Source organism: Mangrovicella endophytica (assembly GCF_002893625.1).
Classification (GTDB): Bacteria; Pseudomonadota; Alphaproteobacteria; order Rhizobiales; family Rhizobiaceae; genus Mangrovicella; species Mangrovicella endophytica.
Map to the genome: position 1 here is coordinate 44,496 of NZ_PKMZ01000014.1, position 24,869 is coordinate 69,364.

The 24,869-nt window shown below is 66.1% G+C and carries 23 protein-coding genes; 8 read left to right on the forward strand and 15 right to left on the reverse strand.

The window, feature by feature from the left end; all coding sequences use genetic code 11:
- Window positions 1–4: 4 nt before the first annotated feature.
- Complete coding sequence (locus C0R46_RS19400; RefSeq protein WP_102961325.1) at window positions 5–1,066, forward strand: sulfate/molybdate ABC transporter ATP-binding protein; 1,062 nt, start codon at window positions 5–7, stop codon at window positions 1,064–1,066.
- 109 nt (window positions 1,067–1,175) lie between these two features.
- Here C0R46_RS19400 and C0R46_RS19405 read toward each other — a convergent pair whose 3' ends face one another.
- On the reverse strand, window positions 1,176–1,682 hold the full coding sequence (locus tag C0R46_RS19405) for a YciE/YciF ferroxidase family protein (protein ID WP_102961326.1): 507 nt from the start codon (window positions 1,680–1,682) through the stop codon (window positions 1,176–1,178).
- A gap of 146 nt (window positions 1,683–1,828) precedes the next feature.
- Here C0R46_RS19405 and C0R46_RS19410 point away from each other — a divergent pair, with 146 nt between their 5' ends.
- Window positions 1,829–2,542 carry a DUF2161 domain-containing phosphodiesterase gene (locus tag C0R46_RS19410; RefSeq protein ID WP_102961327.1) on the forward strand — a complete coding sequence of 238 codons (714 nt, stop codon included), beginning with the start codon at window positions 1,829–1,831 and terminating at the stop codon, window positions 2,540–2,542.
- 46 nt (window positions 2,543–2,588) lie between these two features.
- On the opposite strand, the gene C0R46_RS19415 is transcribed toward C0R46_RS19410, so the two are convergent.
- The 13 genes from C0R46_RS19415 to ccoN form a co-directional block, all read right to left on the reverse strand.
- Window positions 2,589–4,985: an FdhF/YdeP family oxidoreductase gene (locus tag C0R46_RS19415; protein ID WP_102961328.1), complete on the reverse strand. Its 2,397-nt coding sequence runs from the start codon at window positions 4,983–4,985 to the stop codon at window positions 2,589–2,591.
- A 73-nt stretch (window positions 4,986–5,058) separates the two neighbouring features.
- Complete coding sequence (locus tag C0R46_RS19420) at window positions 5,059–5,937, reverse strand: aldo/keto reductase (protein ID WP_102961329.1); 879 nt, start codon at window positions 5,935–5,937, stop codon at window positions 5,059–5,061.
- A 222-nt stretch (window positions 5,938–6,159) separates the two neighbouring features.
- A complete protein-coding gene (acuI, locus tag C0R46_RS19425) occupies window positions 6,160–7,152 on the reverse strand; it encodes an acrylyl-CoA reductase (NADPH) (protein ID WP_102961330.1) in 993 nt (330 codons plus the stop codon).
- A gap of 264 nt (window positions 7,153–7,416) precedes the next feature.
- The gene (gene galE, locus C0R46_RS19430) at window positions 7,417–8,421 is read right to left on the reverse strand and encodes a UDP-glucose 4-epimerase GalE (protein ID WP_102961331.1); all 1,005 of its coding nucleotides are present in this window, start codon (window positions 8,419–8,421) and stop codon (window positions 7,417–7,419) included.
- Window positions 8,422–8,549: 128 nt separating this feature from the next.
- Entirely contained in the window at window positions 8,550–8,807 is a 258-nt protein-coding gene (locus C0R46_RS19435) for a hypothetical protein (protein ID WP_157944700.1), read from the reverse strand.
- A gap of 120 nt (window positions 8,808–8,927) precedes the next feature.
- Window positions 8,928–9,068, reverse strand: a complete 141-nt coding sequence (gene ccoS / locus C0R46_RS19440; protein WP_102961333.1) for a cbb3-type cytochrome oxidase assembly protein CcoS — start codon at window positions 9,066–9,068, stop codon at window positions 8,928–8,930.
- Window positions 9,065–11,395: a heavy metal translocating P-type ATPase gene (locus C0R46_RS19445; RefSeq protein WP_102961334.1), complete on the reverse strand. Its 2,331-nt coding sequence runs from the start codon at window positions 11,393–11,395 to the stop codon at window positions 9,065–9,067. Before C0R46_RS19445 ends, ccoS begins: the two co-directional genes overlap by 4 nt.
- Window positions 11,392–11,901, reverse strand: coding sequence for a FixH family protein (locus tag C0R46_RS19450; RefSeq protein ID WP_157944701.1), 510 nt, complete (start codon window positions 11,899–11,901; stop codon window positions 11,392–11,394). The genes C0R46_RS19445 and C0R46_RS19450 overlap by 4 nt, the downstream gene beginning before the upstream one ends.
- 1 nt (window position 11,902) lies before the next feature.
- Complete coding sequence (gene ccoG, locus C0R46_RS19455; RefSeq protein ID WP_102961336.1) at window positions 11,903–13,462, reverse strand: cytochrome c oxidase accessory protein CcoG; 1,560 nt, start codon at window positions 13,460–13,462, stop codon at window positions 11,903–11,905.
- A gap of 181 nt (window positions 13,463–13,643) precedes the next feature.
- Window positions 13,644–14,528, reverse strand: coding sequence for a cytochrome-c oxidase, cbb3-type subunit III (ccoP, locus tag C0R46_RS19460; RefSeq protein ID WP_102961337.1), 885 nt, complete (start codon window positions 14,526–14,528; stop codon window positions 13,644–13,646).
- Window positions 14,518–14,688: a cbb3-type cytochrome c oxidase subunit 3 gene (locus C0R46_RS19465; RefSeq protein WP_102961338.1), complete on the reverse strand. Its 171-nt coding sequence runs from the start codon at window positions 14,686–14,688 to the stop codon at window positions 14,518–14,520. The genes ccoP and C0R46_RS19465 overlap by 11 nt, the downstream gene beginning before the upstream one ends.
- A 4-nt stretch (window positions 14,689–14,692) precedes the next feature.
- Window positions 14,693–15,448, reverse strand: a complete 756-nt coding sequence (ccoO, locus tag C0R46_RS19470; RefSeq protein WP_102961339.1) for a cytochrome-c oxidase, cbb3-type subunit II — start codon at window positions 15,446–15,448, stop codon at window positions 14,693–14,695.
- 17 nt (window positions 15,449–15,465) lie between these two features.
- Complete coding sequence (gene ccoN / locus C0R46_RS19475; RefSeq protein ID WP_102961340.1) at window positions 15,466–17,094, reverse strand: cytochrome-c oxidase, cbb3-type subunit I; 1,629 nt, start codon at window positions 17,092–17,094, stop codon at window positions 15,466–15,468.
- Between the two features lie 153 nt (window positions 17,095–17,247).
- On the opposite strand from ccoN, the gene C0R46_RS19480 reads away from it, so the two are divergent.
- Window positions 17,248–17,919, forward strand: coding sequence for a hemerythrin domain-containing protein (locus tag C0R46_RS19480; protein WP_102961341.1), 672 nt, complete (start codon window positions 17,248–17,250; stop codon window positions 17,917–17,919).
- 58 nt (window positions 17,920–17,977) lie between these two features.
- Here the strand turns inward: C0R46_RS19480 and C0R46_RS19485 are convergent, their stop codons facing one another.
- Window positions 17,978–18,700, reverse strand: coding sequence for a Crp/Fnr family transcriptional regulator (locus C0R46_RS19485; protein ID WP_198598414.1), 723 nt, complete (start codon window positions 18,698–18,700; stop codon window positions 17,978–17,980).
- 140 nt (window positions 18,701–18,840) lie between these two features.
- Here C0R46_RS19485 and hemN point away from each other — a divergent pair, with 140 nt between their 5' ends.
- From hemN to C0R46_RS19510, 5 genes are all read left to right on the forward strand, one after another.
- The gene (hemN, locus tag C0R46_RS19490; RefSeq protein WP_102961342.1) at window positions 18,841–20,190 is read left to right on the forward strand and encodes an oxygen-independent coproporphyrinogen III oxidase; all 1,350 of its coding nucleotides are present in this window, start codon (window positions 18,841–18,843) and stop codon (window positions 20,188–20,190) included.
- A 153-nt stretch (window positions 20,191–20,343) separates the two neighbouring features.
- The gene (locus C0R46_RS19495) at window positions 20,344–21,129 is read left to right on the forward strand and encodes an ABC transporter permease (protein ID WP_102961343.1); all 786 of its coding nucleotides are present in this window, start codon (window positions 20,344–20,346) and stop codon (window positions 21,127–21,129) included.
- Window positions 21,129–21,866 (forward strand): ABC transporter ATP-binding protein, encoded by a 738-nt coding sequence (locus C0R46_RS19500; RefSeq protein ID WP_102961344.1) that lies wholly within the window; start codon window positions 21,129–21,131, stop codon window positions 21,864–21,866. Before C0R46_RS19495 ends, C0R46_RS19500 begins: the two co-directional genes overlap by 1 nt.
- A 161-nt stretch (window positions 21,867–22,027) precedes the next feature.
- Entirely contained in the window at window positions 22,028–22,438 is a 411-nt protein-coding gene (locus tag C0R46_RS19505) for a hypothetical protein (RefSeq protein ID WP_210200140.1), read from the forward strand.
- 83 nt (window positions 22,439–22,521) lie between these two features.
- On the forward strand, window positions 22,522–24,869 hold a 2,348-nt coding region (locus tag C0R46_RS19510; RefSeq protein WP_102961346.1), incomplete at its 3' end, for a S8 family serine peptidase.

Genomic DNA, 24,869 nt, shown 5'->3' on the forward strand with positions numbered 1-24,869 from the left:
CCTGATGGACATCCGCATCCAGAACATCCGCAAGGAGTTCGATCGCTTTCCCGCGCTGCACGACGTCTCGCTCGATATCCGCTCGGGCGAACTGATCGCGCTCCTTGGCCCCTCGGGCTCGGGCAAGACGACGCTGCTGCGCCTGATCGCCGGGCTCGAGTTCCCCTCCGCCGGCCGTATCCACTTCGGCGACGAGGACGCGTCCGAGAAGTCGGTGCAGGAGCGCAATGTCGGCTTCGTGTTCCAGCACTATGCGCTGTTCAAGCATATGACGGTTGCCGACAATATCGGTTTCGGCCTGCGCATCCGGCCGCGCGGCAGCCGGCCGAGCCGTCGCGACATCCGCCGCAGAGCCTCCGAGTTGCTCGATCTGGTGCAGCTGTCCGGACTGGAGAAGCGCTTTCCGGCTCAGCTCTCCGGCGGTCAGCGCCAGCGTGTGGCGCTCGCCCGCGCGCTGGCCATCGAGCCGAAGGTGCTGCTCCTCGACGAACCCTTCGGCGCGCTCGACGCCAAGGTGCGCAAGGAGCTTCGCCGCTGGCTGCGGGAGCTTCACGACCGCACCGGCCACACCACCGTCTTCGTCACTCACGACCAGGAGGAGGCAATGGAGCTGGCCGATCGCGTGGTCGTAATGAGCCAGGGCCGCATCGAGCAGATCGGCACCGCCGACGAGATCTACGACGATCCGGCAACGCCCTTTGTCTTCTCCTTCATCGGCGCATCCAGCACGCTGCCGGTCGTCGTGACGAAGGGCACCGTCACGCTGGACGGCCAGCCGCTGTCGATCGCTGCCGCCGATCTGCCGGATGGTCCTGCGACACTGTATCTGCGCCCGCATGAACTGGAGGTCGTGGCGGGCGGCGATGGCGCCATCACCGGCACCGTGACGGCGGCGCGGCGAAGCGCGGGATCGCGCCTCGTCGAGATCGCAGTCGGCACGGCCCGCCATCATCTGGAGCTGCAGCTTCCGGCCGAGACTTCCGTCGTTATCGGCCAGACGATTGCCGTCAGTCCGCGCCGGTGGCAGATCTATGGGACCGGCGTGGGACCCGGCCGCTCTGCCTGAGACGACGAGAAGCGGCCGCATCTGACGGGGCGCGGCAAAGCGCTCGCATTAGCGCGAGCCCGCCGCGGTGCCGGAGAAGGGTGACCTCCCCGGCACCGAAGACGGCGATTTATTCGTCGTCGCTATCCTCGTCGGCATCGGGGTTCACCATGTCCTCGGCGAGTTCCGACAGGATGTCGTCGGTGTTCTCTTCCTCGACCAGCGTCTCCCGCAGCAGGTCGGCCGCATCTTCGAGGCCGAGTTCCTCGGCCCAGGCGAGCAGCGTGCCGTAGCGGGCGATCTCATAGTGCTCCACCGCCTGCGCGGCCGCGATGATGCCGGCGTCGAGCGCCGCGGCTCCGGAGAACTCCTCGATGACCTCGTCGCCTTCCGCGATGATGCCGTTGATCGCCTTGCACTCGATCGCCTCGGCCTTCTGGCCGATCAGCTTGAACACCTGGTCGAGGCGCTTCACCTGGTTGCGCGTCTCCTCGAGGTGGACGCCGAGCGCGCCGCGCAGCTCGTCGGACTGGGCCGCTTCCATCATCTTCGGCAGGGCCTTGATGATGGCGTTCTCGGCGAAGTAGGTGTCCTTCAGCTGGTGCGCGAACAGTGCCTTCAGATCCTTGTCGGCCATAGGGTCGTTCCTTCCAGGTTGCGGCAGCGCAGCGCCGGATGGCGGCGGCGGACTGCACGAGGTCACCGGCAACCGCTGGCCCGGCGGATCGTTCCCGACGCCGGTCAGCTTGATGGATACCGACGCCGAAGAGATCGAGGCCGCCTCTGGAAACCGCATTATACCGGCCGGTAAAGGCCTTCCTGCAATCGCTCGGCTATGCCGTGAAAGGCGAGATCGGCGGCTGCGACCTCCTCGGCATCAAGGAGGGCGAGCCGCAGCTCGTGGTGATCGGCGAGCTGAAGCAGAGCTTCAACCTGGAGCTCGTCCTGCAGGCGGTCGACCGGGCGAGCGCCTGCGACGAGGTCTGGCTGGCCGCCAGCCTGTCCCGCCGCGGCAAGGGACGTGAGAGCGACGCACGCTTCCGCAATCTCTGCCGGCGGCTCGGCTTCGGCATGCTGGGCGTTGCCAGCGATGGCAGCGTCGAGATCATCGTCAGCCCGGCCGCGCCGATGCCGCGACGCGATCCGAAGCGACGTTCTCGCCTCGTCGAGGAGCATCGGCGCCGGCGGGGCGATCCGGTGGAAGGCGGCGGCAACCGCCAGCCCGTGATGACGGCCTATCGCCAGCGCGCGCTGATCTGCGCGGCCGCCATGGCAGCCGGACCCGTACGGCCGCGCGACCTGAAGCCGACCGTGCCGGATGCACCGGGAATTCTCCTGCGCAACGTCTATGGCTGGTTCGACCGGCTGGACCGCGGCTCCTACGGCCTCTCGGAGGCCGGCCGGCAGGCGCTGCTGCGCTGGCCGCAAACGCCTCCCGACCGGACGCCGGGCGGCCCGGACGACAGGGCGGCACCGGGTGCCGAAGCGTCCAGGTGAGACGGCTGCGTCGAAGCGACCTTTCGGGCGGCGGCAGCGCGGCAGCTCAGCCCGCCGCGACCTCCGCCGCCACCTTCGCCTGTGTCGAGCCACCATCCGTGTGCTCGCTCGCCGCCTGCCAGTCGCGGGCAAACGCACCCGCGTCGTCGTCGCTCGCTTTGCGGATGGTCACCGCCACGCCCTTGTAGGCCGGCGTGCCGCTGCGGATATCGTGATGGCCGAGCGCCACCAGCCCGTTCGCCTCCGGATAGTAGGCGGCCGCCGAGCCTGCCGCGATGTCGAAGGCCACCGCGGTGAGGCCACGCAGGATGCGGCCGCCATCGGGCTCGCCCGGTATCGGCACGGCGACGAGGTCCACGCGATCGCCATGTTCGAGGCCGCGATCCGCCAGATCCTTCTCGTTGAGGAAGACGACGTCGCGGCGCCCTTTCACGCCACGATAGCGGTCGTTGAAGCCGTAGATCGTCGTATTGTACTGGTCATGGCTGCGGATCGTCGCCAGCATCAGCGCGCCAGCCTCGGTCAGCCGCGCATCCTCGTCGACGCCGCGGAAGGTGACGAAATTCGCCTTGCCGGTCTGGGTCAGCCATTCACGCTCGGAGGCCGCAATGTGGAGGCGGAAGCCGCCGGGATCGCGCACCCGTTTGTTGTAGTCCGCAAAGGCCGGGAAGACCGCCTCGATCTTGTCGCGGATGCGGTCGTAATCCTCGATGAGCCCGCGCCAGTCCGTCCGGCTGCGTGCCAGTGTCGCCATGGCAAGGCCCGCGACGATCGCCGGCTCCGAGCGCAGATCCGGCGAGGCCGGCTTCAGCGTGCCGCGCGAGGCGTGCACGACCGACATCGAGTCCTCCACCGTGATCGACTGCGGCTTGCCCGCCTGGAGATCGGTCTCGGTGCGGCCGAGGCAGGGCAGGATGTAGCTCTTTTCCGCAAGCAGCAGATGCGAGCGGTTGAGCTTGGTCGCGATATGCACGGCAAGCCGCAGCTTGCGCATGGCCGCGAAGGTCGCCTCCGGGTCCGGCATGGCGACGGCGAGGTTGCCGCCGAGGCAGATCAGCGCCTTCGCCTCGCCCCTGCCGATGGCCTCCACCGCCTCGATGGCGCCGTGGCCCTTCTCCCGCGGCGGCTCGAAGCCAAAGACTTGGCCGAGCTGGTCGAGAAAGGCCGCGCTCGGGATCTCGGTGATCCCGACGGTCCGGTCGCCCTGCACGTTGGAATGGCCGCGCAAGGGGCAGATGCCGGCACCCTCGCGGCCGATATTGCCGCGCAGAAGCAGGAGATTGGCGATCGCCTGGACGTTCGCCGTGCCCTGGCGGTGCTGCGTGACGCCCATGCCGTAGCAGATGATGACGCGTTTGGCGGCCGCATAGATGGATGCCGCCGCCTCGATCTCGCTGCGAGGCAAGCCGCTCTTCTGTTCGATGGCGTCCCAGGACGTCTCGTGGAGGTCGGCAAGGAGGTCCTCGATCCCGGCCGTATGCGCGGCGATGAAGTCGCGATCGAGCAGCCCGGTCTCACCGCGTGCAACACGCTCGGCATCCGCCTCGACCAGCGCCTTCATCAGGCCCTTCAACAACGCCAGGTCGCCGCCGATCTTCACCTGGTAATAGGAGCTTGCGATCGGCGTCGAGCCGCGCGTCGCCATCTCGATCGGGTTCTGCGGATTGGCGAAGCGTTCGAGGCCGCGCTCGCGCAAGGGGTTGAAGACGACGATCGGCGCGCCGCGCTTGGAGACCTCGCGCAGTGTTCCCAGCATCCGCGGATGGTTGGTCCCGGGATTGTGGCCGATGCAGAAGACCGCATCGGCATGATCGAAGTCCTCGATCGTCACCGTGCCCTTGCCGACGCCGATCGACTCCGGCAGGCCGACGCTCGTCGCCTCGTGACACATGTTCGAGCAGTCGGGGAAGTTGTTGGTACCGTATTCGCGCGCAAACAGCTGGTAGAGGAACGCCGCCTCGTTGGAGGCCCGCCCCGAAGCGTAGAACTCCGCCATGTTCGGGTCGGGCAGTGCCTTCAGCTCGGCGCCGATCGCTGCGAAAGCCTCGTCCCATCCGACCGCCACGAAGCGGTCGCTGGCCCGGTCATAGGCGACCGGATGCGTCAACCGGCCCGCGGCTTCAAGCGCGTGGTCCGACCAATCCCAGAGCTCGCTGACGCTGTGCTCGGCAAAGAACTGCGGCGTCACGCGCTTGGCGGTCGCCTCCCAGGCGACAGCCTTGGCGCCATTCTCGCAGAACTCGAAGGACGAGGTGTGCTTGGGGTCGGGCCAGGCGCAGCCGGGACAGTCGAAGCCGTCCGGCTGGTTCATCCGCCGCAGCGCCGTTGCTTCGCGCGAGATTGCCATCTCGGCTTTCAGAGCCGAGGCGACCGCCTGCAGTGCGCCCCAGCCGCCCGCCGGTCCGCCGTAGCGTCCGATCCCCGGCACGTCCCGTTTGCTCATCGCCGGCTCCTGTCCTGCCTTGCATGCCGTCGGGAGCGGAGACCAAACCTCCGCCCCTACTCCGCCGGAACCGTCAGCTCGCCGCCTGGAACGCCTTGCGGCCTTCCGCGTCGAGCGCGGCGAAATCCTCATCGGACAGCTGGATACCGGCCGCCGCGACGTTCTCCTCCAGATGCTCGACGCTGGAGGTGCCGGGGATCGGCAGCATCACCGGGCTGCGCTTCAGCACAAAGGCGAGTGCGATCTGGCTCGGCGCCGCGCCGTGCTTCTGCGCGATGCGGTCGAGGATCGAGCCCGGCTTGGCGAGATCGCCCGCCGCGAGCGGGAACCAGGGGATGAAGCCGATGCCCTTCTCGGTGCAGTAGTCGAGGACCTCCTCGCTGGTGCGGTCGACGAGGTTGTAGCGGTTCTGCACGGTTGCGACGGTGAAGACCTTGGAAGCCGCCTCGATCTCCTCCACCGAGACCTCGCTGAGGCCGAGATGGCGGACGATTCCCTCATCCTGCAGCTGCTTCATCGCAGCGAACTGCTCCTCGCGCGGCACCCGCGCATCGATGCGGTGAAGCTGCCAGAGGTCGATCGTCTCGACGCCGAGCTGGCGCTGGCTCTTGATCGCCTGCTGGCGCAGATATTCCGGGCGGCCGAGCGGATGCCACTCATTCGGGCCGGTGCGCACCAGCCCGCCCTTGGTCGCGACGACGATGCCCTCATAGGGCTTCAGCGCCTCGGCGATCAGCCGCTCCGATACGTCAGGGCCATAGGAATCGGCGGTGTCGATGAAATTGACGCCAAGCTCCGGCAGTCGCTTCAGCGTGGCGATCGCCCCATCATGGTCGGCAGGCTCACCCCAGATGCCCTTGCCGGTGATGCGCATGGCGCCGTAGCCGAGGCGGTTGACCTCGATGTCGCCGATCTTGAAGGTGCCGGACTGGCCCGCATTCACTGTCGCCATTGTCAGTCTCCAAATTTCCAGCGTGTCGCAGATCCCGAGGCAAGGTCCGATGGCCGATCAGGCCTTGGCGCTTCCGAGCTGCGAGGTCCGGCATATAGGGAGACCCAGCAGCCACACGAGGGGACGATCCCGAGACGGCCTGTTCTCAATGCGTCGCCATGACCGGATCAGGCGACAAGGAGGCGGACTGGAGAGACCGCCGACGTGCGCGCCGCCTCTCCGTCAGCGGCTGACGTCGACGACGACGCGTCCCCGCACCGTGCCGCCGAGGATTTCGTCCGCGACACCGATCGCATCGCTCAGCCCGATCATGCGGGTGATCGTCTGCAGCTTGCGGTGATCGAGCGTGTCCGCCAGCCGCTCCCACGCGGTGCGGCGCAGGTCCAGCGGGGCCATCACGCTGTCGATGCCGGCAAGGGTCACGCCACGCAGGATGAAGGGCGCGACCGTCGCGGGAAAGTCCATGCCGCCGGCAAGGCCGCAGGCCGCGACCGTACCGCCATATCGGATCGAGGCGCAGACATTGGCAAGTGTATGGCTGCCGACCGTATCGACGGCCCCCGCCCACCGCTCGGCCTGCAGCGGCTTGCCGGGACCTGAAAGCTCGGCCCGTTCGACGATCGTGCTCGCGCCGAGATCGCGCAGATAGGCCTCTTCCTCCGGACGACCGGTCGCCGCGGCGACGCTGTAGCCGAGACGGGCAAGCAGCGCGATCGCCACCGAACCGACGCCGCCGCAGGCGCCTGTCACCAGGATCTCGCCCACCGACGGGGTCACGCCATGCCGCTCCAGCGCCATCACGCACAGCATCGCCGTATAGCCGGCGGTCCCGATCGCCATCGCCTGGTCGGGCGCCAGGCTGGCCGGCAGTGCCACCAGCCAGTCGCCGGAGACCCGCGCCCGTTCAGCCAATCCGCCCCAGTGCTTCTCGCCGCAGCCCCAACCGTTGAGGATCACCCGGTCGCCGGCGGTCCAGGCAGCATGGCCGCTTTCCTCGACGACGCCGGCGAAGTCGATGCCTGCTATTATCGGGAAGCGCCGCACCACCGGCGAGCGGCCGGTGATGGCCAGCGCGTCCTTGTAGTTCAGCGTCGATCGCTCGATGCGGACGGTGACATCGCCCTCCGGCAGCAAGCCGGAATCGACATCGGCGATACGCGCCGAGGACCCGGCGTCGGTCTTCTCGATCAGGAGGGCGCGAAAGGATGGCGTCATCGGGATGCTCGTGTCTGCGGCACCCGGCGGATGTCGCCGGCGCCTCGGAATTCGGAACCATACGCGACCCGCGGCACAAAGCTTCGACGCGACGAGAGTGGCACGCGGCAGGATCGGTCATCCGGACGCGGCTGTCACCCTTAGCTCACCGAGATGACACGACATGCATTCCACCGCGATGCGGCGGCTGAGACTCTGGGCAGACCAGCGCGGCAAAGCCCGCTCGCGCCGAGGGAGGCTCTCTCCGCCGGTCGCCCCCTCGCCTCACCGCATGTTGGTTTGCGAATGCCAGTTCCAGGCGGTGTCGACGATCGATTGGAGATCATGACGCGGCGACCAGCCGAGCACGGTCCTGGCCAGTCGATTGTCGGCCACCAGCGCCGGCGCATCGCCGGCGCGGCGGCCCTCATACCGGACGGGCAGCGGCCGGCCGCTCTTGGCCTCGATGGCGCTGAGGATCTCCTTCACCGTCGTACCGACGCCGGTGCCGAGGTTCAGCGCCGTGCTGGTGCCGCCGTCGAGCAGGTAGCGCACCGCACGCGTATGCGCATCGGCAAGATCCATGACATGCACGAAGTCGCGCACGCATGTTCCGTCGCGCGTCGGGTAGTCGCTGCCAAAGACCTTGAAGCTGGCGCGCCGTCCGAGAGCCGCCTCGATGGCGAGCGGGATGGCATGCGTCTCGGGATCATGGCGCTCGCCGATGCGCCCCTGCGGATCCGCCCCGGCGGCGTTGAAATAGCGCAGGATCACCGAGCGGAAGCCGGCGCTGGCATCCAGATCCGTCAGCACCTGCTCGACCATGTGCTTGCTGCGGCCATAGGGGTTGATCGGCGCCTGGCGATGGGTTTCCACCATGGGCACCGCATCCGGCTCGCCATAGGTTGCGCAGGTCGAGGAGAAGACGAGCTTGTCGACGCCGGCCTCGGCGGCGGCAGCCAGCAGGGACAGCGTTCCCGCGACATTGTTGCGGTAGAAGGCAAACGGTTCGCGCACCGACTCGCCGACCTCGATGAGAGCGGCGAAGTGCACGATGGCGACAGGCTCGTGCCGGCGCAGAACGGCCGTCAGGCGATCCGTGTCATGAATGTCACCGACTTCGAGCGGCCCCCAACGCACGAAGCCCTCATGGCCGTGCTCGAGATTGTCGTAGACGACGGGAACGAAGCCGTTGTCGGCAAGATCGAGACAGGTATGCGATCCGATATAGCCGGCGCCGCCGACGACGAGAACATTGGCCAAGGGCACCCCGTTAGACGCTGCAGCCATGGATATCGAGGCACGAACTGTGCCGCCGGCAGGGCATGATCAAGCGCATCGCTGCAGCGGCAGCGGCGGTTGATCCTTCCGTCCTGAGTTGGAGGGCGTCGAAGATCCGCAGCACAATCGGGACCGCGTCAGAACAGCGAGATGACGTGGCCGCCCTCGCCGTCGGTGATCGCCTGCAGTGCGTCCTCGGCATCGAAGGCCATGGCAACGCCGCTATGGCCGCATTCGCGGATGATCGCTCGCGACACGGTGTCGACGAGATCGTCGTCGTCCAGCCCGTGGGCGGCGGCAATACGGCTTGCAGTGAGGTTGACGATCAGGGTCGATCCATTGGCACGAGCCCGGCCCACGGCCTCGCGCACCATAGCATGTGTCATATCAAGCATGGCCACCTCCGTTTCCCAGGTGAGATGACCTGACGCCGCGAAGCCTGTCTCTCACTTAGGTGAAGGAGCGGCCTGCAGGCAGAGAAAATCGGCGTCGGCATGGCTCGAACGGCAGGCGCCTTATTCGTCGTCCTGCAGGATCCGGATGGCGTCGCCGTCGAGATCCTCGAACTGCCCGCTGCGATAGGCCCAGAGGAAGGCGCAAAGGCCGAGCGCGCCCAGCCCGAGCGCGATCGGGATCAGGATCAGGAGATTGGTCATGCCGGAACCTCCAGCGTTGTCGGCCGCTCCTGCCGCGCCGCGGCTGCGCCTGCAGCAACATCCAGCGCTTTCGGATCGGGAAACCGCAGGCGAAGCCGCAGCGTGTTGCCGACCACGATGATCGACGAGCTCGACATCGCGATGGCCGCGATCAGCGGCGTCACGCCACCAAACATCGCAAGCGGTATGGCGATCGTATTGTAGGCGATCGCGATCGCGAAATTCTGCTTCACAAACGATACGACCGCACGGGACAGCTTCCAGGCGTCGATCACGCCCGCGAGAGAGGCATTCAGGAAGACGAAGTCGGCATTGGCACGGCCGACATCGGAGGCCGCCGCCGGCGTCATCGAGACATGCGCCGCCCCGAGCGCGGGCGCGTCGTTGATGCCGTCGCCGACGAAGAGCACCGGACCGCCTTCGCGCCCAAGCGCTGCGATGCGCTCGACCTTGGCGGCCGGCGACATGGATGCGAAGGCGTGGCCGGCGGCGATCGGCAGACGCGCCCGCAGCGCTTCGACGCTGGCGGCGGTGTCGCCGGAGAGAAGATGCGAGGTGATGCCGCCTGCCTGGAACTCGCGCAGCGTCGCTTCGGCATCCGGCCGCAGTTCGGCTTCGACGGCGAGCGGCTGCAGCGCGAAACCGGCCCCGGCAAACCACAAAGTCGCCTCGTCCTCACCAGCCGCGCGAGCCGAGGCACCGGTGGCAACGGCCGCGGCGAAGTCCCGCCGGCCGAGGCGCACGGCCATGTCGCCGATCCGGCCCTCGATGCCGGCGCCGGCGATCTCGCCGACATCCGTCACGCTGAGCGGCTGCACGCCGCGGCCGGCGGCGAGCGCCGTCACCGCTTGCGACAGCGGGTGGCGGCTGTTCGATGCAAGACCTGCCGCGGCAGCAAGCGCGGCATCGTCGATCCCGCCCGCGCCGAGCTTCAGATGCGGCAAGGTCAGCGTCCCGGTCTTGTCGAAAACCGCCTGGCGCACCTCGGCCATGCGCTCGAAGGCCGAGCCGTTGCGCACCAGGATGCCGCGGCGCATCAGGATGCTGGCGCCAACGACCTGGGCGATTGGCACCGCGAGACCAAGCGCGCACGGACAGGTCACGATCAGCACGCAGACCGCCGCACGGATCGCGGCGTGCCAGTCCTGGGTCACCAGCATCCATCCCGCAAAGGTCGAGAAGGCGAGGATGTGGACGAGCGGGGCGTAGAGCGTGGCCAGCTTGTCAGCGAGGCGGACATAGGATGCTTTGCCCTGCTCGGCGGCTTCCATCAGCCGGACCATCTCGCTGACGAGACTATGGCCGGCATCGGCCGTCGCTTCCACCTCGACCGACCGCGTCAGGTTGACGGCGCCGGCCTCCACCTTGGCGCCGGCGGACACGGAAACGGGCAGGCTTTCGCCTGTCGCCATCGACCGGTCCACGTCGGTGCGCGTGCCGTCCGCCAGGCGGCAATCGACGGCGAAACGCTCGCCGACGGCGACGAGCAGCCGCATGCCGGGACGGATCTCGTCTACCGGAACATAGAGCGTGGAGCCGTCCGGCATGATCCGCATGGCGCCTTTGGCGGCAAGACGGGTGAGCTGCTCGACGCCGCCGCGCGCCCGCTCGCGCATGAGGTGGTCGAGAACCCGGCCGATCAGCAGGAAGAAGATCAGCGAGACGGAGGCATCGAACCAGGATTCGCCGGTGCCGATCGTCGCCTCGTAGACGCTGAGACCGAGCGTCAGGAGCACGGCCAGCGCGATCGGCACATCCATGTTGAGGCGCCCGGAGCGCAGCGCCGACCAGGCGGAGCGATAGAAGGGCTGGCCGGCATAGAGCGTCGCCGGCACCGCCAGCAGCGCCGACAGGTAGAGGAACAGCGTGCGCGTCGTGCCGTCGGCGCCGGACCAGACCGATACCGACAGGAGCATGACGTTGGCCGAGGCGAAGCCGGCGACCACGAGCGCCCGGATCAGGCTGGCGGTGACGGCGCTGCCGTCGGTCAGCTCACCTGAAAGGTCGAACAGCTCGGCCTTGTAGCCGAGCTTCTCCAGCGTCTCGACGATCTGGAACGGCTCGGCCATCGCAGCGTCCGCCTCCACCATCACGCGACGGGTGGAGAAGTTGACGCGGGCGGAACGCACGCCTTGGACGCGCTTCAGCCCGCGTTCGATCGTCTGGATGCAGGCGGCGCAGTGGATCGCCGGTGCCGCAAGGACGTAGCGGACGCTGTCGTCGTCGAGAGCGACCCCGGAGGCGCGGAACTCCTCGCGCCGCAGCGCGTCGGGCGATCCGATGAAGTCAGCGGCCTGGTCGGGCGTGACGCCGATGCAGCAGCTCATCGTCCCGCTTCCCCGCCGGCAATGCGCGCCGGCTCGATATAAAGGCGCTTCGTGGTCACGAAGCTCTCCGTCTTGCCGTCGACCGCGGTGACGGTGGCGTCCCAGGCGCCGGCGCCGAGCTTCGTCTCTGCCTCATAGCGGCCGGACGGCGCCAGAGCGAGGGTCAGCACGTGGTCGTCATGGTCGGTGTTCGGCCGTGTCATCGCGACGCTGAGCTTGGCCGCGACCGGCTTGCCGCCGGCATCATTCAACGCCACCGCCACCTTGGTCTCGCTCGCCGTGACCGCGACGGTCCAGCCGAGCTTCTGCTGGCGCTTCATGTCCTCCAGCTTCGCGTTGAACTGCTGGCTGGCGACATAGGAGTTCTTCACCACGAGACCGGACCAGCTGCCCGTCGCCGCCACGGCCATGATGACGTTGACGGAGATGATCGTGCCGAAGAAGAGCAGCATGACCAGGAACATGTGCGTCCCGGTGAAGCGCCAGGTCTCTTTCGTGGTCATCATGTCACCTCGTCTTCGCGGGGGCGTCGAAGGCTGCACCGACGGACGTGGCATCCGAGCCGGCCGTGTCCGCAACGTCGATGCGGAAGTCTTGCCGTTCGCCCGCAATCGCAGCCATCGGCTGTGAAACGAGGACGCGCAGCGTCTGCACGCGATCGGCCGGAACCTCGATGAGGGCAGCGCCATCCGCCTCGATCCGGCGGTTGGGGATGGTCATCTCCGCCTGCGGCAAACCCTGGACCGAGACGCGGAACACCCGCGGCTCGGTCAGCATGTTGGAGATGCGGACCGTATAACCATTGCGGATGCTGCCGTCGGACAGGCGCACATAGACCGGGTTGCGATCATGCTGAACGCTGGCCTCCAGCCGCTCGCGCGTCGCCAGCGAGATCAGCATGGCGATGCCGACGAGCGCCCAAAGGCCGAAATAGATCAGCGTGCGCGGCCGCACCATCTCGCGCCAGCGAAAGGCGACGAAGTTCGGCTTCAGCCGGCCCGTCTGCGCGTCGCGCACCTGCGACGGCCGGATCGTGCCGGTCTCGTCGCTGGCGAGCGCCATATTGGCATTGTAGTCGGACAGGGTGGCGTAGGAGATCAGCCCGCGTTCGCGCCCCGTCTTGTCCATGACGCTGTCGCAGGCGTCGATGCAGAGGGCGCAGGTGATGCACTCCATCTGCTGGCCCTCGCGGATGTCGATGCCCATCGGGCAGACCACGACGCAGGCATTGCAGTCGACGCAGTCGCCGACCGGCAGGCCCGCCGCGGTCGCCTTCTTCTGGTGGCGCGAGCGCGGCTCGCCGCGCCAGTCATTGTAGGTGACGGTCAGCGAGTTCTCGTCGAGCATCGCGGCCTGGATGCGCGGCCAGGGGCACATATAGGTGCAGACCTGCTCGCGCATGAAGCCGCCGAAGACGTAGGTGGTCGCGGTCAGGATGCCGACGGTCATATAGGCGACCGGGGCCGCCTGCAGCGTGACCACATCGACCAGAAGCGTCGGCGCATCGGCAAAATAGAAGATCCAGGCGCCGCCGGTGAGAACGGCGATCACCAGCCAGATGGCGTGCTTGGCAAGGCGCTTGCCGGCCTTGTCGAGGCTCATCGGGGCCTTGTCGAGGGCAATCCGCTTGTTGCGGTCGCCTTCGATGAAGCGTTCCACCACCAGAAAGAGATCGACCCACACCGTCTGCGGGCAGGTGTAGCCGCACCATGCGCGGCCGACCACCGAGGTGATCAGGAACAGGCCGAGGCCGGCCATGATCAAGAGGCCGGCAACGTAGTAGAATTCCTTCGGCCAGATCTCGATGAAGAAGAAATAGAAGCGCCGGTTGGCGAGATCGACGAGGATCGCCTGGTCGGGCGCGTAAGGTCCGCGGTCCCAGCGGATCCAGGGCGCGAAATAGTAGATCGACAGCGTCACCGCCATGATGATCCACTTCAGGCGACGGAACTGCCCCTCGGCGCGCTTGGGATGGATCTTCTTGCGGGCGGCATAGAGCGGCCCGCGCTGCCTGGCACTGTTGACCGGTTCCGCGTCGACACGATCGACGCTGTCGTAAACGAGCATGTCTGTCTCCGGATGGGCGCCGCGGGACCCCGACCCGCATCACCCGGGAAAAGTCTCTCCGGAGGTTGTTTAGGCTCTCAGGCGAAGCCCAACCTTGATCTGAGTCAACGTGCAAAAGGCTGGTGCCCGGTCCCCCAACCAGGCACCAGCCCAGGCGCAGCAGCCCGAAGGCCGTGGCCTATCAGCGGATCGTTGCGGATGGCCCGCCGCTCAGCGAGTAGACATAGGTCGCAAGCTCCTTGACCGTCGTGTCGCCGAGGCGCCCTTCCCAGGCCGGCATGACGCCGTGCTTCGGGCTGGTGACCTGCGCGACGACCTGGTCCTGGTCGGTGACCCGCAGCCAGATAGGGTCGTTCAGCGCCGGCGCGCCCATCTCGGGCATGCCTTGGCCGGTGTCGCCATGGCAGGCGGCGCAGTTCTCGGTAAAGACCTGCTCGCCCGCCGCCACGTCGCCGTACTTCGGCGGCACCTTGGCGATGTTCATGACATAGGCAGACACGTTGCGGATCTGGTCGCGGTCGAGGATTCCGTCACGCCCGAAGGCCGGCATCTCCGAGACGCGCGTCTCGGGATCGTCGCTGCGGATGCCATGCGCGATGGTCTGGCGAATGTCGTCGATCGAGCCGCCCCAGAGCCAGTCGTCGTCCTGCAGGTTCGGGTAGCCGGGACCGCCGGCCGCCCCCATGCCGTGGCACTGGACGCAGTTGACGGAGAAGGCCGACTTGCCGGCCGAGACCGCGAACTGGAACAGCTCCTGGTCGTTGATGATGTCCTGCATCGTGGCGGCATTGGCGACGCGCTGGCGATAGTCGGCCTGATTGGCGATGGCGCCCTCGATCTCCGACTGCACCGCGCCTCGGCTGCTCCAGCCGAGCAGGCCCTGCGTGGCCCGGTCGATCATCGGAATGGCCGGGTAGAGGATCATGTACACCACGGCGAAGACGATCGTGGCATAGAAGGTCCAGAGCCACCACCGCGGCATCGGCGTGTCGAGCTCGCGGATACCGTCCCAGGAATGGCCCGTCGTGGCCGTGCCGGTCGGTTCGTCGATTTCTCTATCGGCCATGGACGTTATCCTCCCTGAAGGGAATGGCGGCCGCGTCCTGTGCAATCTGGCGGGCGCGTGGACGGAAGAGGGCGTAGCCGACGACGAGCAGGAAGAAGCACGTCATGGCGAGGAGGCCCCAGGAGTCGGCGAAGTGCCGCATCGCGGTGTAGGTTTCCATGGCGTCAGCGTCCTTCCTCGGGGGCCGGCTTGTAGGCGCCGACATCGACCAGCGTTCCCAGCATCTGCAGATAGGCGACAAGCGCGTCCATCTCGGTGATGCGGCTCGGATCGCCGTCGAAGTCGCGGATCTGCGCCTTCGGGTAGCGGGCTTCGACACCGGCCGTGTCGCCCTCGCCGGTCGCCTGGGCCTTCACGTCGGCGACGGCGTTCTGGATCATCTCCTGGCTGTAGGGGACGCCGACATCGGTGTTGGCGACGAGGTCGGCGCCGATGGTCGCGAAGTCGAGGTCGGTCTTTGCCAGGAAGCCGTAGGTCGGCATGATCGACTCCGGCACCACCGCCCGCGGATCCTTCAGGTGGGCGACATGCCATTCGTCCGAATAGCGGCCGCCGACGCGGGCAAGATCAGGTCCGGTTCGCTTGGAGCCCCACTGGAAGGGGTGGTCGTACATGGACTCGGCCGCCAGGCTGTAGTGGCCGTAGCGCTCCACCTCGTCGCGGAAGGGCCGGATCATCTGGCTGTGGCAGACGTAGCAGCCCTCACGGATGTAGACGTTGCGCCCCGCCAGCTCCAGCGGCGTGTAGGGCCGCATCCCTTCCACCTTCTCGATCGTGTTCTCGAGATAGAAGAGCGGTGCGATCTCCACGATGCCGCCGATGGTGACGACGATGAAGGAGAGGATCAGGAGGAGCGTGGCGCTCCTCTCGATCTTGGCGTGATGCGCGAAAGGCGACTTCTTGTCAGTTGTGCTGGACATGGTCCTTGCTCCCAGGCTCAGGCCGCCGGCGCCAGGCGCGCCTGGCCCATCGGCGTTTCGGCTCGCACCGCGCCCCGGATGGTTTTCAGGAGGTTGTAGTTCATCACCAGCGCGCCGGAGAGGTAGAGGAGACCACCGAGCACACGCATGATGTAGTAGGGGCGGAGGGCCGCGACCGTTTCGACGAAGGAGTAGACCAGGAAGCCCTGCTCATCGTACTCGCGCCACATCAGGCCCTGCATGATGCCCGACACCCACATGGAGGCGGCGTAGAGAACGATACCGATCGTCGCCAGCCAGAAGTGCCAGTTGACGAGGCGCAGGCTGTAGAGCTGCTCACGCTTCCAGAGCCGCGGGACCATGTAATAGAGCGCGCCGAAGGTGATCATGCCGTTCCATCCGAGCGCGCCGGAATGGACGTGGCCGATGGTCCAGTCGGTGTAGTGGCTGAGCGAGTTCACAGCCTTCACCGACATCATCGGACCCTCGAAGGTGGCCATGCCGTAGAAGGCGACGGCGATCACCATCATGCGCAGCACAGGGTCGGTCCGCAGCTTGTCCCAGGCGCCCGACAGCGTCATCAGGCCGTTGATCATGCCACCCCAGGACGGCATCCAGAGCATCACCGAGAACACCATGCCGAGCGTCTGGGCCCAGTCGGGCAAGGCCGTGTAGTGCAGGTGATGCGGACCTGCCCAGATATACATGAAGATCAGCGACCAGAAGTGGATGATCGACAGGCGATAGGAGTAGACCGGACGGTTCGCCTGCTTCGGGATGAAGTAATACATCATGCCGAGGAAGCCGGCGGTCAGGAAGAAGCCGACCGCATTGTGGCCGTACCACCACTGCGTCAGCGCGTCCTGCACGCCCGAGAAGGCCGAATAGCTCTTCGCGCCGAGGAAGCTGACCGGCATCGCCAGGTTGTTGACGATGTGCAGCATCGCGATCGTCACGATGAAGGACAGGTAGAACCAGTTGGCGACGTAGATGTGCGGCTCTTCGCGCTTCACGACGGTGCCGAGGAAGACCACGAGGTAGCCGACCCAGACGACCGTCAGCCAGAGGTCCACATACCACTCGGGCTCGGCATATTCCTTGCTCTGGCTGATGCCGAGCAGATAGCCGCTCGCGGCGAGCACGATGAAGAGCTGGTATCCCCAGAACACCCACCAGGCGAGATCGCCGCCGAAGAGGCGCGCGCGGCAGGTGCGCTGCACGATGTAGAAGGACGTTGCCAGGAGGGCATTGCCGCCGAAGGCGAAGATCACCGCCGAGGTGTGCAGCGGCCGCAAGCGCCCGAAGTTGAACCAGGGCTCGAAGTTCACCAGCGGATAGGCCAGCTGCAGCGCGATGATCACGCCGACGAGAAGGCCGATCGCGCCCCAGAACATCGTCGCCAGGGCGCCGGCGCGCACGACGCCGTCCATATAGGGGCCGTCGTCGTCACGCACGCCGAAGATCGCGACCTTGGCGCCGCGCGGCGTCGTCTGGATCTGGCGCAGCAGCACCATGGTAGCCGCCGCAAGGACGATTGTCAGGACATAGGCATGGATTCGGAACGCGGCGTCCGCTGCGAACGCCGCCCCCATCAGCGCCGCGAAGGCCGCTAGGCCGACGACGATCGTCTCCGTCGTGAATTTCATGGAAGTTCCCCTTGAGGCAGCTCGGGCGTGACGCGAAGGCCGGCGCCGAGTGGAGCGTTAGGAGAGTGCGGGGCGAGGTGCTTTGATCTGCGTCAAGGAAGACGCGGAGCATCCGGGCGATTGGAATCAACACGATCCACGAAGGGAGCGTCGATGGATAGCCCGCTCGCGGCCCGGGAAGAGGGCTTGCCCACGGTGATCGATGGCGAAACTCCGGATGCCGGCGTCATCGAAGCGGCCCTGCGTCCTGCCGGGGCGGAACGCGACTGCTGCGGCGGATGCCGCGCAGCCTCGATCATCGATCCGCTGCTGCATCTGCGCCATGCTCATCGCGAGCAACGCGACCTCTGTGAACGGCTGGAGGCCATAGCCGACAGCCTGCCCTATCCGGACGCGGCGGAGTGCCGGCAGCTCGCCCATGACGTGGAGGAGGCGCTCGACCGTCATCACCGGCTCGAGGATGAGATCCTGTTTCCGCTGCTGCGCCGCCGGCTCGGCGCGCAGTCACCGCTTCAGGGCAGCATCGACCGCCTGATGGTGGAGCATATCGAGGATCGCGACCATGCTGCCGAGGCGGCCGAGAACCTCATGCGCCTCGCGGACGGTTGCAAACGGTGCGAAGTCGACGCGATCGCCTTCCAGCTGCGCGGCTTCTTCGAGGCGATGCAGCGTCATCTTGCCTTCGAGGACGAGGTGATCTTGCCGAAGGCGGAGGCGTTGCTGACCAACGAGGAGATGGCGCAGCTCCTCGCCGATTTCCGCCAGGCGTCGAAGCGCTGTGCCGATGCGGACATGCCGGCGCGCACGCTGCGTCCGGTCGGCTAGCTGATCGCCATCAGGAGAAGCGGCATGGTCCCGGCAGCGGTCGGGCATCCGGCCCCGGCTATTCGCCGGCGGCCCGTTCCAGGGCACGCAGCGACGGGATCCTCACCGCGCGCGCGCTGTCGAACTCGATCACCTTCGCCTTGCGCAGAGCGGTCATCTGCCGCGATACCGTCTCGATGGTGAGGCCGAGGAAATCGGCCATGTCGCCCCGGCTGAGCGGCAGGTCGATGGCCACCCCCTGCCCGCTTGGCGGCTGCGGCGCGGAGTGCCGGGCGATCATCAGGAGATAGCTGGCGATCTTCTCGCGCGCGGTCTTGCGCCCAAGCGTCATCATCCAGTCGCGCGCCTCGTCGAGCTGCTCCAGCGTCTGCGCCAGAATGCGATGCTCGAGCTCGGGATTGTCCCGCATCATCGATTCGAATTCGGCCCGCGGGAAGCTGCAGAGATGCACGTCGCCCGACGCCTCGGCCGTCAGGTGGCTTTCCGCGCGGAACGGGCGGCCCAGGAAGTCCGGCGCAAACTGCAGCCCGACGATCTGCTGGCGTCCATCCGGCAGGAGCTTGGACAGCTTCACGACGCCGTTGAGGACGTTGGAGAAGGAGATGACATCATCCTCGTCGCAGACGACGCTCTCTCCGGACTTCAACGTCTTGCGGACCGAGATCTTGGACAGGCGCAGGAGATCGTCGCCCGGCAAGGCTCCGCAGACGCCGCGGTGCCGCGCCTCGCATGACTCGCACAGCTTCGGCACCACCTGCCCGTCGGGCTCGGGATGATGCACGTCGCTTCTCTTGGGCCGTACAGAAGACACGTCCGCCTCGCCTCTCCTTTCAAGCGCCTCGACCACCGCCGCGGCTACAACAATCCGGATCGTTGACGCAGATCAACGTCGCTGCGTGCATAGCTGCTAGCAGTTGCAGCATGCAGAACGATCTCGTCCTCCGTCACGCCGCACCGGTCCCTCGCTACACGAGCTACCCGACCGCGCCGCATTTTCATACCGGTATCGACAATGCGGCGTACCGGCTCTGGTTGCAGCAACTGCCCCCACGCAGCCGGCTGTCGCTCTATCTCCACATTCCCTTCTGCGACCAGCTCTGCTGGTTCTGCGGCTGCCATACCAAGCACACGCGCCGCTATGATCCGGTAGCCAACTACCTCGTCCGGCTGAAGGCCGAAGCCGCTCTTCTTGCGCAAGCGTTGCCCAATGGCATCACCATCGGGTCGATGCACTGGGGCGGCGGCTCGCCGACTATCCTGACGCCCGATGACACCGTGGGCTTGGCCGAGCACCTGAAGTCCATTTTGCCGTTCGCGGATGACGCAGGCTTCTCCGTCGAGCTCGATCCACGCGACCTCGACGAAGCCAAGCTCGACGCCTTCGCCGCAGCCGGCATGACCCGCGCCTCCATCGGCGTGCAGGATTTCAGCCCCGAGGTTCAGCAGGCGATCAACCGGCTGCAGAGCCTCGAAGTCACCCGCTGGACGGTGGAAGGATTGCGCCGCCGTGGCGTCGCGTCCATCAATCTCGATCTCGTCTACGGCCTGCCGCACCAGACGCAGGAGCGCCTGCTGGCGACCGTCGCCCAGGCGCTCGCCCTCCAGCCGGATCGTCTCGCGGTGTTCGGCTACGCGCATGTGCCGCAGATGAAGAAGCACATGGAGATGATCGACACGGCGTGGCTGGCAGGGCCATTAGAGCGCTTCGACATGGCGCGTGCCGCGGCCGGACGGATCGTCGAGGCCGGCTATACGACCATCGGCTTCGACCACTTCGCCAAACCCGAGGACACGCTTGCCAAGGCCCGGCGCGAGAACCGGCTGCGCCGCAACTTCCAGGGCTATACGGACGATGCGGCGGACGCGATCGTCGGACTTGGCGCCTCGGCCATCGGCTCGCTGCCGGACGGACACATCCAGAATGTCGTCGCCACGGCGGACTACATGCGGATCGTCGATGCCGGCGAACTGCCGATCGCACGCGGCATCGAGCTTAAGGCAGACGACCGCCTGCGCGGCTATGTCATCGAGCGGCTGACATGCGACTTCGCCGTCTCAGTCGACGATCTGCGGAGCCGCTTCGGCGCCGCGGCCGATCCGATCCTGTTCGAGTTCGCACTGGCTGCCGAGAACGACCGCGACGACCTCGCCACCTTTGACGGAACGCGGTTCGCCGTCACGGCCAGGGGTCAGCCTTTCGTGCGCAGCATCGCCGCGGGCTTCGACGCCTACCTCGCCGGCGGCACCGCACGCCACTCGATGGCGGTATAGGGGGAGGTGGTACACGGTCCGGGATGATACGGCGACAAAGCTGCGGGCTGCTCCAGGGCCGCCGGTCGTGCCTTGGAAAGGGCTGAATCGCGTCCATTGCTCCAGTGCCGCGCGGCATGGTAGCTGCGTGGGCGTTCGCGGCACGGAACTTTGATGATCAACGCAATCAGTGGCGCCGTCGCCGACATTCGCAAAGGACTCGGCATGTCCGGCGTCTGGGTGGCGCTGGCGCATGAAGACGTCGGGGACGCGCATCGCCGGACGCTGCTCGGCCCCGCTTGGCTGCTGATCAATTACCTGCTGTTCGCCGGAACCTTCGTCGTCATCTTCGACGATGGCCGTACGCCAGGCTTTCCCGCCTATGTCGCGGTGGGTCTGCTCGTCTGGCTCTTCATCAGCGATGGCGTTAGCCAGGGCATCGTGCTGTTCCAGCGCGAACAGAGCTTCATCCAGGGCACCGTCCTGCCGCTGTCGATCTACATCCTACGCATGACGATGCAACTGGTGATCCGGGCAGGCTATGCTTTAGCGGGCTGCGCGATGATCCTCCTGTTCTTCCACGTCATGCCGTCGGTCGGATGGCTGTGGTCGATCCTCGGCGTCATGATCGTGCTCGTGATGATGCCGGGGCTGATGATCATCTGCGCCGTTGCCGGCACCGTCTTCCCTGATCTTCAGTTCATCGTCGGCAATCTGATCAGGCTAGGCGTCTTCCTGACACCGGTCTTCTGGGTTCCCGCCACCGCTGTCGGGCTTCACAAGATCTTCTACCACTGGAATCCCTTCACCTACTTCTTGGAGGTGGTTCGTATTCCGATCATGTACGGGATCTTCCCCGAGAGAGCATTCGTCATTGCAATCGCGGCAACCGCGGTCACGTGGCTCACGGCCCTTATGCTCCTCGGCATCTATCGTAAGAAGATCGTGTTCCTGCTCTGATGACATCTTTGCGTGCTCACGACCTTCGGCTGGTCTACAAACTGCCGCGCAAGCTGTCGCTGGCACTGCGCGACCGACGGGTTGCCGATGGCGGCAGTTCGGTCGGCGGGCGCACCGCCGGCAACACCGTCGTTGCACTGGACGGTGTGAGTTTCGATCTGGAGGCCGGTGATCGTCTCGGCCTCGTCGGAACCAATGGAGCCGGCAAGACCTCGCTCCTGAAACTGCTCTACGGCATATTCGAGCCGAGCGGCGGCCGCATCGAACGCAGCGGTCGCGTCGATGCCCTCTTCAACATCCAACTCGGCTTCCGTCCAGAAGCCACCGGCCGTCGCAACATCGTCCTGCGCGGCCTGATCAATGGATGGCCACGGGCCGAAATCGACAGGCGGATGGACGAAATCATCGCGTTCAGCGAACTCGGCGACTTCATCGATGCGCCGTTCAAGTCCTACAGCCAGGGCATGGCGGCACGCCTCGCCTTCGCCATCGCCACCAGCTTCGAGCCCGAAATATTACTGATGGACGAGTGGATCGGAGCCGGTGATCCAGCTTTCCAGGAACGCGCGCGGCAACGCATGGAAGAGCTGGTGGCACAGGCCGGCATCATCGTGCTGGCATCGCACCAGCACTCGCTGCTGAAGCGCACCTGCAACAAGATTCTCGAACTTGAGAGCGGGACGATCAAGTATTTCGGTCCGTCGGCTGCCTATTTCGAGGCGCAAAGCAAACCCTGAGCGGCAACGGTCTTACGACCGCAACCCTGAGGCTTTCGCCAGCTCCATTGGGAAGTTTTCTGCGCCAAGATAATCGCACTTGACGCAACGTCGGGCCTCTTGCATGCTCAAACTATTCAGTAAAAACCAATGGCTCGTGCGGGCCACCTGAAGCATTCCTGATGAATGGGCGCTGGATGGCGATTTCCGGCATACGGTCGGCGCTGAGTGTCGGCTGCTTGCTTGGCGTTTGCGTTTTGTTGGCGCTGCTTGCCTCGGCGAGCCAGGGCGCGGAAGGAACATGGGTCGTGGCCAAGATGCAGGATCGGCAGAAACAGTCGCCGCCGGCGGATCGTCTGGCGGGCAAGACCGTCGGGGAGCGGCTTGCGGTGACTGGCGTGCGGATCAGCGTCGGGAATGCCGTCGAGTGCACAAAGATCAGGATGCCGACCGGAGAGGAGGTCGGCGTCTCTTATCTTGCGCCGACCATCGCCATCGGAACGACCGTCAAGGTCAGCGGTGTCGTCGCCAACATGACGACGTGCCTTGGGCCGGTCATCGCCGTGGAGACGGCCGAGGTCGTCGGACAATAGCAGGCATGAGGGGAGCTCTGGCGGCAGCCGGGCAGGAAGACTAGCACGCTCGTCCGCTGGACGCCGGACAAGGGGGATTGTCCATGCCGATTCCAACCGATCCGCTGCTTGCACAGCAGTGGCATCTGATCCAATCCAATCCGAATCTTTTGGACCTCAACGTCCGTGGAGCCTGGGAACAGGGCTATACCGGCGCCGGCATCCGTGTCTTCGTGATTGACGACGGGTTCGATTACAACCACGTGGACCTTGCGCCGAATTACAACCAGAACCTCGACTACGACTACGTCTCCAACACCGGCGATCCGTTCGGGAATTTCGATGACTCCCACGGTACGGCCGTGATGGGCATCATCGGTGCTGCCGCCAACGGCACGGGGGCGGTCGGCGTTGCCTATCAGTCTGAGATCATCGGCTACCGGCTTTATGGCTTGATCAGTAATCAGTGGCTGAACAACGTCCGCGACGGCATTCGCGATGCCGCCGACAACGGCGGCGACGTCATCAATATCAGCCAGGGCATGGCCAATGCCGCTTCGACGCTGTTTGGTACCGGGCTAAGCGCGACGGCGATCCAGGAGATTCGCACCTCTATCGGCCATGCCGTCGATACGGGTCGCGATGGCTTCGGCACCATGATCGCCAAGTCGGCTGGCAATTCCCGCGGCACCAATTTCGACGTCAATGCCGATCCCTGGACCAACGACACGCGCCAGGTCGTGGTCGCAGCCGTGGACCAGAACGGCTACGTATCCAGCTATTCCAGCCATGGCGCTGCCAATCTGGTGTCAGCCTTCGGCACGCCGGGCGAGGTCGTGACGACAGACCGGACGGGGTCTGCCGGTTATGATCCTGGCGACTATACGTCCGGCTTCAACGGCACCTCGGCCGCCGCACCGGAGGTGGCCGGCGTCATGTCGCTCATCCTCGATGCCAATGAAGGGCTCGGCTGGCGCGACGTGCAGGACATCCTGGCCTATTCGGCACGCCATGTCGGCAGCGCCGTCGGTGCTCCGGCGGCGGGATCGGAATTCTTCAGCTGGTCCTTCAACGGCGCGCGCAACTGGAACGGCGGCGGTCTCCACTTTTCCAACGACTACGGCTTCGGCCTGGTGGATGCCAGGGCGGCGACCCGCCTGGCGGAGTCTTGGCTGTTCGACACCGTCGCACATACCTCTGCAAACCAGACGTCGACGGTCGCGGACCTTGCGAATTTCAACGCCACCATCCCGGACGGCAACACCACCGGCACCACCTTCAACATCACGGAAAGCGACAACATACTCGTTGAACGCGTGGCGCTGCAGATCGACTTCACCACAACCTACGTATCAGACGTCATCATCCGTCTGACGTCGCCGAACGGCACCGTCAGCACACTGCTTTACAAGCCGGGCCTGACAGGGAGTGCCGGCGGCACCGACTTCAGCGGCTACTACACGCTGGAAAGCCAGCAGTTCCGCGGCGAGTCCAGCGCCGGTACATGGCAGGTCCAAGTTGTCGATGCGGTCAATGGCGACACGCTGACGGTGCGCGATCTCATCCTGACGACCTATGGCGCGTCACAGAACATCAACGACCGCTACGTCTACACGGACGAGTTCTCCGACTACGCCGGTACCAGTGGCCATGCCACCACAATCAACGACACGAATGGTAGCAGCTTCGACGTCGTCAACGCCTCGGCGGTGAGCACCGCATCCACCATCAACCTCGACGGATCGGCATCGACGATCGACGGCGTAACCGTCTACTTCAACGGCGTGGATGATGCCATTGGCGGCGACGGAGCCGATACACTCCGGGGTAATGGCCTGGCCAACTATCTCTGGGGTATGCGCGGTAGCGATATCCTCGACGGTGGTGCCGGTGCCGATACGATGTACGGCGGAAGCGGCGGCGACCGCTACTATGTCGACAATGCCGGCGACGTCGTCGACGAAAGCGCCGCCGGCTCAGACGGCTACGACGTCGTCTGGTCCTCGATCAGCACCAATCTCGCCGACACGCTTCACTTCAAGGGAGCGGTGGAAGCCGTGCGTCTGACGGGCGCGGCGGCGATCAACGCCACCGGAAACGCTCTCGCCAATCAGCTGATCGGCAACAATAACGCCAACTGGCTCGACGGCGGCGCCGGCGCAGACCTGATGCAGGGTCTCGCGGGCCACGACCGCTACTACGTGGACAACGCCGGCGACATCGTCGATGAGAGCGTCGCCGGCTCCGACGGGTACGACGTCGTGTGGTCCACGATCTCAGTCAACCTGTTCGACAGCGCGCATTTCAAGGGCGCGATCGAGGCCGTGCGGCTGACTGGCAACGGCGCGATCAACGCCACGGGTAACGGCTTCGGCAACGCGCTTATTGGCAACAACGCTGCCAACTGGCTCGATGGTGCCGCCGGCGCCGATACCATGCAGGGCCTCGGCGG

Coding starts and splice junctions, on each gene's coding strand:
- C0R46_RS19400 (WP_102961325.1), top strand. CDS start 5: ATGGACATCCGCATCCAGAACATCCGCAAGGAGTTCGATCGCTTTCCC.
- C0R46_RS19405 (WP_102961326.1), bottom strand. CDS start 1,682: ATGGCCGACAAGGATCTGAAGGCACTGTTCGCGCACCAGCTGAAGGAC.
- C0R46_RS19415 (WP_102961328.1), bottom strand. CDS start 4,985: ATGAGCAAACGGGACGTGCCGGGGATCGGACGCTACGGCGGACCGGCG.
- C0R46_RS19420 (WP_102961329.1), bottom strand. CDS start 5,937: ATGGCGACAGTGAATGCGGGCCAGTCCGGCACCTTCAAGATCGGCGAC.
- acuI (WP_102961330.1), bottom strand. CDS start 7,152: ATGACGCCATCCTTTCGCGCCCTCCTGATCGAGAAGACCGACGCCGGG.
- galE (WP_102961331.1), bottom strand. CDS start 8,421: ATGGCTGCAGCGTCTAACGGGGTGCCCTTGGCCAATGTTCTCGTCGTC.
- C0R46_RS19435 (WP_157944700.1), bottom strand. CDS start 8,807: ATGCTTGATATGACACATGCTATGGTGCGCGAGGCCGTGGGCCGGGCT.
- ccoS (WP_102961333.1), bottom strand. CDS start 9,068: ATGACCAATCTCCTGATCCTGATCCCGATCGCGCTCGGGCTGGGCGCG.
- C0R46_RS19445 (WP_102961334.1), bottom strand. CDS start 11,395: ATGAGCTGCTGCATCGGCGTCACGCCCGACCAGGCCGCTGACTTCATC.
- C0R46_RS19450 (WP_157944701.1), bottom strand. CDS start 11,901: ATGATGACCACGAAAGAGACCTGGCGCTTCACCGGGACGCACATGTTC.
- ccoG (WP_102961336.1), bottom strand. CDS start 13,462: ATGCTCGTTTACGACAGCGTCGATCGTGTCGACGCGGAACCGGTCAAC.
- ccoP (WP_102961337.1), bottom strand. CDS start 14,528: ATGGCCGATAGAGAAATCGACGAACCGACCGGCACGGCCACGACGGGC.
- C0R46_RS19465 (WP_102961338.1), bottom strand. CDS start 14,688: ATGGAAACCTACACCGCGATGCGGCACTTCGCCGACTCCTGGGGCCTC.
- ccoO (WP_102961339.1), bottom strand. CDS start 15,448: ATGTCCAGCACAACTGACAAGAAGTCGCCTTTCGCGCATCACGCCAAG.
- ccoN (WP_102961340.1), bottom strand. CDS start 17,094: ATGAAATTCACGACGGAGACGATCGTCGTCGGCCTAGCGGCCTTCGCG.
- C0R46_RS19480 (WP_102961341.1), top strand. CDS start 17,248: ATGGATAGCCCGCTCGCGGCCCGGGAAGAGGGCTTGCCCACGGTGATC.
- hemN (WP_102961342.1), top strand. CDS start 18,841: ATGCAGAACGATCTCGTCCTCCGTCACGCCGCACCGGTCCCTCGCTAC.
- C0R46_RS19495 (WP_102961343.1), top strand. CDS start 20,344: ATGATCAACGCAATCAGTGGCGCCGTCGCCGACATTCGCAAAGGACTC.
- C0R46_RS19500 (WP_102961344.1), top strand. CDS start 21,129: ATGACATCTTTGCGTGCTCACGACCTTCGGCTGGTCTACAAACTGCCG.
- C0R46_RS19505 (WP_210200140.1), top strand. CDS start 22,028: ATGAATGGGCGCTGGATGGCGATTTCCGGCATACGGTCGGCGCTGAGT.